The following is a 12,073-nucleotide window of genomic DNA, read 5'->3' on the forward strand; positions in this document are numbered from 1 at the left end:
ACCCCTCACACCGGAGCAGGCCACCTCTCCCGCGTACTGGACCGCCCACGTCCGTAACCCGGTCCTGTTCCACCAGGCCATCACCCACCTCACCGAGCAGGGTGTCAGTGCCTTCCTGGAACTGGGCCCCGACGGCGTACTCAGCGCCATGACCCGTACCAGCGTCGTGGGTCGGGACAACACCGTCGTCACCCCCCTGCTCCGCGCCGACCGCGACGAGCCGCACTCCGCGCTGACCGCGCTCGCCGAGCTGTACGTCAACGGAACACACGTCGACTTCCGGGCCGTCCAGGAAGGCACCGGTGCGCGCCTGGTCACCCTGCCCACATATGCCTTCCGCCACCAGTGGTTCTGGCTGCCGACCGGTACCCGCCCTGCCACCGGCCTTGACGACGACCCGTTCTGGGGCATGGTCGAGCGTGGCGACGCCGCGGAACTGGCGACCATCTTCGCCGAGCTGGGCGCGGAAGCCTCCGCCGAGGAGTGGGGCCAGCTACTGCCCGCCCTGACCTCCTGGCGCCAGGCACAGCACGCCCGGTCCACCACGGACTCCTGGCGCTACCGGATCACCTGGAAGCCCCGCACCGGCGCCCCCACCACCGCACTCTCCGGTACTTGGCTGGTCATCACCCCGACCGGGTACGACGAGACCGCCACGGAATGCGCCGCCGCCCTCCGCCGACACGGAGCCGCGGTCATCCCCGTAACCCTGGACGCGTCCATGTCGGAGACCGACCGCCACGCCTGGCACACCCGACTGGAGGCCGAGGCCGCCGCCATGGACGGCCCACTGTCCGGTGTGGTGTCCCTGCTGGGGCTGGCCGAGGCGGCCTCCGACACCTCGCCCGCCGTCCCGCACGGTGTCGCCGGGACGCTCGCCCTGGTGCAGGCGCTCGGCGACGCACGGATCCAGGCCCCCCTGTGGTGCCTGACCCGAGGCGCCGTCTCCACCGGGCGCCCCGACCCGTTGCGTTCCCCGCTCCAGGCGATGATCTGGGGATTCGGCCAGGTCGTCGGCCTGGAGCACCCCGCACGCTGGGGCGGCCTCGCCGACCTCCCCGAGACCGTCGACGACCACGGCTGGGATCAGCTGTGCTCCGCCCTCGCCGATGGAGCCGAGGACCAGGTGGCCGTCCGCCCGGCCGGGCTCCTCGTACGACGGCTCGTCCCAGCCGCGCCCGCGCCCGTCGTCGCGACCGGCGCGGATGCCCGCGCAGCCGGAGGCACCGTACTGATCACCGGTGGCACCGGAGCCCTCGGCGGACGCATCGCCCGATGGGCCGCCGAACGCGGAGCACAGCGCCTTCTCCTCCTCAGCCGCAGTGGCGACCGCGCACCCGGAGCCGAAGCCCTGCTCACGGAACTCGAAGCAGCGGGCTGCCCCGCCGAGATCGTCGGCTGCGATATCGCCGACCGTGACGCGCTCGCCGCCGTCCTGGCCGCGATACCCGCCGAGCACCCGCTCAGCGCCGTCATCCACACGGCAGGTGTCCTCGACGACGGGGTCATCGACTCCCTGACCCCGGACCGGATGGCGACCGTCCTCGCGGCCAAGTACACCGGAGCGAACAACCTCCACGAGCTGACGGCCGATCTGCCCCTTTCGGCCTTCGTCCTCTTCTCATCCGCCGCCGCGACCTGGGGTGGCGGCGGCGGCCAGGGCTCCTACGCCGCCGCCAACGCCTATCTGGACGCACTCGCCGAACACCGCCGTGACCTGGGACTTCCGGCCAGCTCCATCGCCTGGGGCCCCTGGGCCGACGGCGGCATGGCGGCAGCCGGAGACCTCGGCCGTGCGCTCGACCGCCGCGGCCTCCAGCCCATGCGCCCCGAGTCGGCGACCGGCCTGCTGAGCCGGGTACTCGACCGCGGTGACACCACCGTCACCATCGCCGATGTCGCCTGGGAACGCTTCTACCCGCTGCTCGCCACCGCCCGCCCCAAGCCCTTGCTGCACGACATTCCGCAGATCGCCGCGCTGCTCGCCGAGACGGGGGCCGACACCCTCCCGTCGGAACTCGGCTCCCGGCTCGCAGGTCTCCCCGACGAGGACCGGTCCCGGCTGGTCCTGGAAGCGGTACGCAGCCATGCCGCAGCCGTGCTCGGCCACGCCAACACGGCCGGTGTGGAACCCAATCGTGCCTTCCGTGAGCTGGGTTTTGACTCGCTGACCGCGATCGAGTTCTGCAACCGACTCATCCGGACCACCGGTCGGCCGCTTCCCCCGACGCTGGTCTTCGACTACCCGACCCCGCTCGCCGTCGCCGACTTCATTCTCGGCGAACTCACGGGCACGGACCCGGCCGGCACTCCACACCGATCCGACACGGTGGCCACCGCAAGCCCGGATGAGCCGCTGGCCATCGTCGGGATGGCCTGCCGTCTGCCCGGGGGAATCCGTACGCCCGAGCAGTTGTGGCGGCTGGTCGCGGAGGGCGGTGACGCCGTCTCCGGCTTCCCCACTGACCGTGGCTGGGACATTGAGTCGCTGTACCACCCGGATCCGGATCACCCGGGGACCTCGTACGCGAACGAGGGTGGCTTCCTTCACGAGGCCGGTGAGTTCGATGCGGGCTTCTTCGGGATTTCGCCCCGTGAGGCGCTGGCGATGGACCCGCAGCAGCGGCTCCTCCTGGAGACGTCTTGGGAGGCGATCGAGAGCGCCGGAATCGACCCGCTCTCCCTGAAGGGCAGCTCGACCGGTGTTTTCACTGGGATGAGCTACCACGACTACGCCTCGCCGATGACACCCGTCGCCGAAGGGCTCGAAGGCTACCTCGGAACCGGTAATGCGGGGAGTGTGGTGTCGGGCCGGGTGGCGTATGTGTTGGGGACTGAGGGTCCGGCGGTGACGGTGGATACGGCGTGTTCGTCGTCGTTGGTCGCGCTGCATTGGGCGGCGCAGGCGTTGCGTCAGGGTGAGTGCTCGATGGCGTTGGCCGGTGGTGTGACGGTGATGGCGACGCCGGGGATGTTTGTGGAGTTCAGTCGTCAGCGGGGGTTGGCGCCGGATGGTCGGTGTAAGGCGTTCGCGGCTGGCGCTGATGGTACGGGTTGGGCTGAGGGTGTTGGGATGGTGTTGGTGGAGCGGTTGTCGGACGCCCAGCGGCTCGGTCACCCGATTCTTGCGGTGGTTCGTTCGAGTGCGGTGAATCAGGATGGTGCGAGTAATGGGTTGACGGCGCCGAATGGTCCGTCGCAGCAGCGGGTGATCCGTCAGGCCCTGTCGACGGCCGGGCTGACGACCGCCGATGTGGACGCGGTCGAGGCGCATGGCACGGGGACGAATCTGGGTGACCCGATCGAGGCGCAGGCCCTGCTGGCGACCTATGGTCAGGACCGTCCCGAGGACCGGCCGCTGTTGCTCGGCTCGCTGAAGTCGAACATCGGGCACACGCAGGCTGCGGCCGGTGTGGCGGGTGTGATCAAGATGGTGATGGCGCTCCAGCACGGTGTTCTTCCGGCGACCCTCCATGTCGATGAGCCGACGCCACACGTCGATTGGGCGAGCGGCGCGGTCGAGCTGCTGACCGAGGCGACGCCCTGGCCCGAGACGGACCGTCCGCGCCGGGCCGCGGTGTCGTCATTCGGCATCAGCGGCACCAACGCGCACACCATCCTCGAACAAGCACCGGAGGTCTCATCAGGCGAAACGGACGTTCCGTCGGGCGAGACAGGCGCGGAGCCCACGGCATGGGTGATCTCCGGACGGGGCAAGGAGGGCCTGATCCGGCAGGCGGCCCGACTGCGTGACTGGGCGAACGAGCAGCCGGAGCACAGTGCGACCGATATCGGCTTCTCGTTGTTGTCGTCGCGGTCGTTGCATCGGGATCGGTTGGTGGTGCTGGGTTCTGATCGTCAGGTGTTGGTGGATGGGCTGGCGGCGTTTGTTGAGGGTGCGCCGTGGCCGGGTGTGGTGGGTGGGTCGGGTGGTGGTGTGGTTGCTGATCGGCCGGTGTTCGTCTTCCCAGGTCAGGGGTCGCAGTGGGTGGGGATGGGGCGTGAGTTGTACGCGTCGTCTCCCGTCTTCCGGGCGCGGTTGGACGAGTGCGCGGCTGCGTTGGATCCGCTGGTGGACTGGTCCCTGATCGATGTTGTACGGGGTGAGCCGGGCACGCCCGGTCTGGAGCGGGTGGACGTCGTCCAGCCCGTCCTCTGGGCGGTGATGGTGTCGCTGGCGGCTGTCTGGGAGTCGTGGGGTGTTGTTCCGGCCGCTGTGGTGGGTCATTCGCAGGGGGAGATTGCCGCCGCGTGTGTGGCGGGGGCGTTGTCGGTGGAGGACGCCGCGCAGGTTGTGGCGTTGCGGAGCCGTGCCGTGCGGGCGATGGCGGGCGACGGCGCGATGGTGTCCGTCGCGCTCCCCGCCGCTGAGGCTGAGGCGTTGACCGGGGACGGCGTGTCCCTGGCCGCCGTCAATGGACCCTCGTCCGTCGTCCTCTCAGGGGACCGGTCCGCCCTCACCCCCGTGGTGGAGGGACTGACTGCTCAGGGTGTGCGGACGAAGTGGGTGCCGGTGGACTACGCGTCCCACTCCGCCCATATGGAACGCATCCACGACGAGCTGCTGGAGATCCTGTCCGGGATCGAGCCCAAGACCTCCCGTATCCCCCTCTACTCCACCGTGTCGGCCGAGGTCATCGACACATCGCGGATGGACGCCTCGTACTGGTTCGACAACATCCGGGGCACCGTCCGCTTCCACGAGACCGTCCAGGCCCTCATCACCGACGGCCTCACCGCCTTCGTAGAGGTGTCTCCGCACCCCGTCCTGGCGATGAGCGTCCAGGACACCCTCGACCAGGCCGAAGCCACCGGTCTCTCCATCGGCACCCTCCGCCGCGACGAGAACGAACACGAAACCCTCCTCACCGCAGCGGCTGAACTCTTCGTCGCCGGCCTCCCCATCGACTGGAACACGGCCGCCTACACGGGCCGTTCCCCCCAGCGCGTCGACCTCCCCACCTACGCCTTCGCCCGCGAACGCTTCTGGCTGCGCGCCGCATCCACGACCCCCACCGATGCCCGTGGCCTGGGCCTCGGCACCGTAGGACACCCACTGCTCGGCGCCGTCGTTGCCATGGCGGAGGGCGACACGACCGTCCTCACCGGCCAGATCTCGCTGCGTACGCACCCCTGGCTGGCCGACCACGCCGTCCTCGGCTCCGTACTCCTGCCCGGCACCGCCTTCCTGGAACTCGCGATCCGCGCGGCCGACCACGTCGACTGCCCCCAGGTCGAAGAACTGATCCTGCAAGCACCCCTGGTGCTCGCAGAGGACCGGGCGACCGATCTCCAGATCCAGGTAGGACCGGCCGACGGAGACGGGATCAGGGCCGTCGACATCTACTCCCGTCCCCACCCCGAGGACGAGCCCGCCGCCCAGGAACGATGGACCCACCACGCCTCCGGAACCCTCGCACCCACCACTCGTACCGACACCGAGGACACCGGACTCTCCGTCTGGCCGCCGCACGGTGCCACACCCCTACCGGTGACGGACATCTACCCACGCCTCAACCGGACCGGACTGGAGTACGGCCCCCTGTTCCAGGGCCTGCGCGCCGCCTGGCGCAGCGGTGAGGAGATCTACGCCGAGGTCGCCCTCCCCGACCACCAGGACGACACCGCCGCCCCCGGAGATTACGGAGTCCACCCGGCCCTCCTCGACGCGGCGCTCCACGCCATCGGCTTCCACCTCGGCGACCGCGCGACCGACATCGAAGGCCAGGGCTGGCTGCCGTTCTCGTGGACCGGTGCCGCCCTGCACGCCGTCGGCGCGTCGACACTCCGCGTACGACTCACCCCACAGGGACCGGACGCCGTCAGCCTGCTCGCGGCGGACACCACTGGCGCGCCCGTCGTCTCCATCGACTCGCTGACGCTGCGCCCGGTCAGTGCCGAGCAGCTACGGACCCGGCCAGGGGCAGGACAGAACAGCCTGTTCGCGTTGGACTGGATCCCGGCAGGACCCGTGACCGGGACCGAAGCCGCCACCGGCCCATGGGCAATCCTCGACATCGCGGGCATCGGCGGTGGCGAGACGGAGGCATTGGCGGACGCCCTCACCGTGCGGGGCGTCCCGACCGAGGTCCACCCCGGGCTCGAAGCCGTACCCGCCGATGGCCAGAATGCGCCGGTCGACGTCCTCCTCCCCGTACTGACCACCACGGCGGCCAACGAAGCCGACGCTCTGGTCAGCCGGCTCCTCGGCGTGCTCCAGGAGTGGTTGCGCAGACCGGAACCGACCGCGTCCCGGCTGATCGTGGTGACCCGTGGCGCGATCGCGACGGAGTCGGACGCGGACATCACCGATCTGGCCGCCGCCGCCGTCTGGGGATTGATCCGTACCGCCCAACTGGAGCACCCGGACCGCTTCCTGCTGGTGGACGCGGATCAGCAGGCCCTCACCGACGGCTCAGTGGTGGACGCCGTACGCGGCGGTGAGCCGCAGACGGCGATCCGCCACGGTGAACTCCTCGTCCCGAGGCTCCACCGCGCCATGATGGAGGAGACCGGGGCCCCGACGGAGTGGGCCACCGAAGGCACCGTACTGATCACCGGCGGCACGGGTGTCCTCGGTGCCGCCCTCGCCCGCCACCTCGCCGACCGCGGCGCCCGTCGACTGCTTCTCGTCAGCCGTCAGGGCGCGCGGGCGGCCGGGTCTGAGACCCTGCTCGCCGATCTGCGTGCTACGGGGACACTGGCCGAGGCCGTCGCCTGCGATACGACCGACCGGGGCGCACTCGCCGAACTGCTGGCCGCCGTCCCGGACGCGTACCCGCTGACCGCCGTCGTCCACGCGGCCGGAGTGCTGGACGACGCCATGCTGGAGTCGCTGACCCCGGCCCGTATCGGCGCCGTACTCGCCCCGAAGGCCACCGCGGCCTGGAATCTGCACCAGCTCACCGCCGAGCTGCCGCTCTCCGCGTTCGTCCTGTTCTCTTCGGCGACCGGTACGTTCGGCAACGCGGGCCAGGCGGGTTACGGCGCGGCGAACGCGTTCCTCGACGCGCTCGCCCAGCACCGGCGAGCCCATGGCCTGTCCGCAATCTCCCTGGGCTGGGGGCTGTGGGCTGAGGCCAGCGCGATGACCGGCCATCTGGCCGAGCAGGACCGGGGCAGAATGCACCGCAAGGGAGCGGACCCGCTCACCACCGAACAGGGTCTCGCGCTGTTCGACACCGCGACCGCCCAGAGCAGGGCCCATCTGCTTCCCGTGCCGCTGAACACCGGAGCGTTGCGCGACCGGGCCCGTGCCGGTGACCTGCCCCATCTCTTCCGCGACCTGGTACGGGTACCGGGTCGCCGCACCGCGGGCACCGGCGCGGCGGCCGGGACCGGCCTCGCCGCGCGACTCGCCTTGCTGCCGCTGGCCGAACGACAGCGGGAGACGCTGGAACTCGTCCGCGCCAACGCGGCGGCGGTCCTGGGACACGCCGGCGCCGACAGCGTCGGGGCCGAACGCGCCTTCCGGGAGCTGGGCTTCGACTCGCTCACCTCAGTGGAACTGCGCAACCGGCTCAACGCGGCCACCGGACTGCGACTCCCCGCCACCCTGGTATTCGACTACCCGACACCGCTCGCCATCGCACTGCATCTGCTGGACTCGATGTTCCCGGACGGCGACGACCGGACGCCGTCAGCGCCGCAGCAGGCGGCGCTCGCGGCCATCGACGAACCGATCGCCGTGGTGGGCATGGCCTGCCGTTACCCGGGCGGGGTCACCTCACCGGAGCAGCTGTGGCAGCTCGTGACGAAGGGCGAGGACGCCATCTCCGGGCTCCCGCTCGACCGGGGCTGGGACATCGAGAAACTGTATGACCCGGACCCGGCCAACCCCGGCACCTCGTACACCCGCCATGGTGGCTTCCTGCACGACGCCGGTGAGTTCGATGCGGGCTTCTTCGGGATTTCGCCGCGTGAGGCGCTGGCGATGGACCCCCAGCAGCGCCTTCTCCTGGAGACGTCTTGGGAGGCGGTCGAGAGCGCCGGAATCGACCCGCTCTCCCTGAAGGGCACGGACACGGGCGTCTTCGCGGGCGTCATGTACCACGACTACGCGACCCAGCTCGACGCGGTCTCCGAGGACGTGGGCGGATACCTCGGCACCGGCAACGCGAGCAGCGTGGTCTCCGGCCGGATCGCCTACGCGATGGGGCTGGAGGGCCCGGCCCTCACCGTCGACACGGCCTGCTCGTCGTCGCTGGTGGCGCTGCACCTGGCCGCCCACGCACTGCGTCAGGGTGAGTGCTCGATGGCGCTGGCCGGCGGTGTCACCGTGATGGCGACCCCGGGGACGTACGTCGACCTCAGCCGTCAGCGGGGTCTGGCGGTGGACGGCCGGTGCAAGGCGTTCGCCGCTGCGGCGGACGGGTTCGGACCGGCCGAAGGCGTCGGTGTGCTGGTCGTGGAGCGGCTCTCGGAGGCCCAGCGCCTGGGCCACCCGATCCTTGCGGTGGTTCGTTCCAGTGCGGTGAACCAGGATGGCGCCAGCAATGGTCTGACCGCGCCGAATGGTCCGTCGCAGCAGCGGGTGATCCGTCAGGCACTCGCGTCGGCCGCTCTCTCCACCGCCGATGTGGATGTGGTGGAGGCGCACGGTACGGGGACGGCGCTGGGTGACCCGATTGAGGCGCAGGCGTTGTTGGCGACCTACGGTCAGGGTCGTCCGGAGGGTCGTCCGCTGCGGTTGGGTTCGTTGAAGTCGAACATTGGTCATACGCAGGCTGCGGCTGGTGTGGCGGGTGTGATCAAGATGGTGATGGCTCTGCGGCATGGTGTGTTGCCGGCGACGTTGCATGTGGATGAGCCGACGCCGCATGTCGATTGGGCGAGTGGCGCGGTGGAGTTGCTGACGGAGGCCATGCCGTGGCCTGAGGTGGGTCGTCCGCGGCGGGCCGCGGTGTCGTCGTTCGGTATCAGCGGTACGAACGCGCACATCGTTGTTGAGCAGGCGCCTGAGAGCCAGATCGAGGTTGCGGCTTCGCGGGAGGAGACTCCTGCCGGCTCGGTGGCGTGGGTGCTGTCGGGCCGTGGCGAGGGTGCGCTGCGGGCGCAGGCGGCGCGGTTGCGGGAATGGCTGTTGGAGCGGCCTGAAGACCGTCCGGTGGATGTGGGCTTCTCCCTCCTGTCGTCGCGGTCGGTGTTTGAGGACCGGTTGGTGGTGCTGGGTTCCCAGCGTGAGGCGCTGCTTGATGGGCTGGCGGCGGCGGCTGAGGGGGCGCCGTGGCCGGGGTTGGTTCAGTCGTCTGGGGATGTATCGCTGACCCGGGCGGTGTTTGTGTTCCCGGGTCAGGGGTCGCAGTGGGTGGGGATGGGGCGTGAGCTGTATGCCTCTTCGCCCGTCTTCCGGGCGCGGTTGGACGAGTGCGCGGCTGGGTTGGATCCGCTGGTGGACTGGTCCCTGATTGATGTGGTGCGGGGTGAGCCGGGCACGCCCGGTCTGGAGCGGGTGGATGTGGTGCAGCCCGTCCTCTGGGCCGTGATGGTCTCCCTGGCGGCGGTCTGGGAGTCATGGGGTGTGGTCCCGGCCGCTGTGGTGGGTCACTCACAGGGTGAGATTGCCGCTGCGTGTGTGGCGGGGGCGCTGTCGGTGGAGGATGCGGCGCGGGTCGTGGCGTTGCGGAGCCGTGCCGTGCGGGCGATGGCGGGTGACGGCGCGATGGTGTCCGTCGCGCTCCCCGCCGTTGAGGCTGAGGCGTTGACCGGGGACGGTGTGTCCCTGGCGGCTGTCAATGGACCCTCGTCCGTGGTCCTGTCGGGGGACCGGTCTGCCCTCACCCCCGTGGTGGAGGGACTGACTGCTCAGGGTGTGCGGACGAAGTGGGTGCCGGTGGACTACGCGTCCCACTCGGCCCATATGGAGCGCATCCACGACGAGCTGCTGGAGATCCTGTCCGGGATCGAGCCCAAGACCTCCCGTATCCCCCTCTACTCCACGGTGAGCGCTGCTCGTATCGACACGTCGCGGATGGACGCCTCGTACTGGTTCGACAACATCCGGGGCACCGTCCGCTTCCACGAGACCGTTCAAACCCTGATCGCCGACGGCCTCACCGCCTTCGTGGAGGTGTCTCCGCACCCCGTCCTGGCGATGAGCGTTCAGGACACCCTCGACCAGGCCGAAGCGAACGGCCTGTCCATCGGCACCCTGCGCCGCGACGAGAACGAACACGAGACCTTCCTCACCGCAGCGGCTGAACTCTTCGTCGCTGGACTCCCCATCGACTGGAATACGGCCGCATTCACTGGAATGAGCGCCCGCCGAGTCGATCTGCCCGCCTATGCCTTCCAACGCCGTCACTACTGGCTGGACACCGCGTCGCAGACTGCCGGTGACGCACAGGAACTGGGGTTGGGTGCCGTAGACCACCCATTCCTCGGCGCCAGCGTGGGGGTCGCAGAGAGCGATCTAGTGGTACTCACTGGCCGTCTCTCTCTGCGTACGCACCCTTGGTTGGCCGACCATGCTGTCCTCGGCTCCGTACTCCTGCCCGGCACCGCCTTCCTGGAACTGGCCGTACGCGCTGGAGACCAGGTCGGACGCACTCGCCTGGAAGAGCTGGTCATCCAGGCCCCGTTGCTGCTGGCAGATGACGCGCGAGACCTTCAGGTCGTGGTCGGAGCAGCGGACGAGACCGGACGTTCGGCTGTGGACATCTACTCCCGTCCGCACGCTGACGGCGACCTCGATAGCGAGCGGGCATGGACGCACCACGCGGGCGGCATCCTCGCGGGCGGTCCTGTGGAGGAATTCGCGGACGCCGATCTCTCGATATGGCCGCCGCAGAACGCGACTCCGTTGGACATCGCCGACTTCTACTCGCAGTTGGACCTGGCCGGCTACGGGTACGGTCCGGCGTTCCGGGGGTTGCGGGCTGCCTGGCGCCGGGGCGACGAGGTGTTCGCCGAGGTGGAGCTGCCGGAGAGCGAGCAGGACAGAGCCGCCGAGTTCGGTCTCCATCCCGCGCTGCTCGACGCCGCCCTCCAGGCGATCGGACTGACCGCCCTCGGAGACAGCGAACCGTCCGAGGAGGCCCAGCCTGGGAAGCTGCCGTTCTCTTGGAATGGTGTGTCACTCCACGCGAGCGGAGCACCGATGCTGCGTGCTCGGCTGCGCCCGCACGGGGACGAAGCGATAAGCCTGGTCGCGGCCGACGCTCATGGCGAGCCTGTGCTCTCGGTCGACTCACTCGTTCTGCGGGCGTTGGACCCTCAGCAGCTCAACGGGGTTCGAACCGCAGTACAGGAAGACCTGTTCGCGCTTGAGTGGGCGCCGTTGGGTGAACTCCCGGAACAGGAGGCTGTTGAGCTCGGCGACTGGGCGTTGCTTGATGTGCCGGGTCTGAGTGGGTCTGTTGATGGGTTGTTGGGTGGCCTGTTGGGGCGTGGGATCGAGCCGCGTGTGTGTGGCTCGGTTGGTGAGTTGATGGTTGATGGCGTTGAGCCTGACGTGGTGCTTCTGCCGGTTGTTGGTGGGGGTGGGGATGCGGTGGATGTGGTGTGTGGTGTGTTGGGTGTGGTGCGGGAGTGGTTGGGGTTGGTTGGTGGTGTGTCGCGGTTGGTGGTGGTGACGTGGGGTGCTGTGTCGGTGGGTTCGGGTGAGGGTGTGGGGGATGTGGGTGGTGCTGGGGTGTGGGGTTTGTTGCGGAGTGCGCAGTCGGAGCATCCGGGTCGGTTTGTGTTGGTGGATGTGGCTGGTGTTGAGGGTGTGGGGTGGGGTGGGTTGGTTGATGGTGTGGTGTGTGGTGAGGGTCAGGTTGCGGTGCGGGGTGGTGGGTTGTTGGTGCCGCGGTTGGTGCGGGCTGGTGGTGATGGGTTGGTGATTCCGGAGACATTCACTGGTGGGGCTGAGGTTGTGGGTGGGGTGGGGTCTGGTTGGCGTGTGGGTGTGGGGGTGGGTTCTGGTGTGGGGACTCTGGAGGGGCTGGATGTGGTGAGTGCGGGTGTGGGTGGTGGGTTGGGTGTGGGTGAGGTGCGGGTTGCGGTGCGTGCTGCGGGGGTGAATTTTCGTGATGTGTTGATTGGTTTGGGTGTGTATCCGGGGGAGGCGTTGTTGGGGAGTGAGGGTGCG

Annotated in this window: 1 protein-coding gene; it reads left to right on the forward strand. The window is 69.5% G+C overall.

Annotated features, from left to right (window positions below):
- Positions 1 to 12,073 (forward strand): SDR family NAD(P)-dependent oxidoreductase (locus ACH4S7_RS36430; protein WP_398525727.1); only part of this gene is annotated, 12,073 nt, incomplete at both ends.

Origin of the sequence: Streptomyces sp. NPDC020965 (genome assembly GCF_044333555.1) — a bacterium.
Taxonomy (GTDB): Bacteria; Actinomycetota; Actinomycetes; order Streptomycetales; family Streptomycetaceae; genus Streptomyces.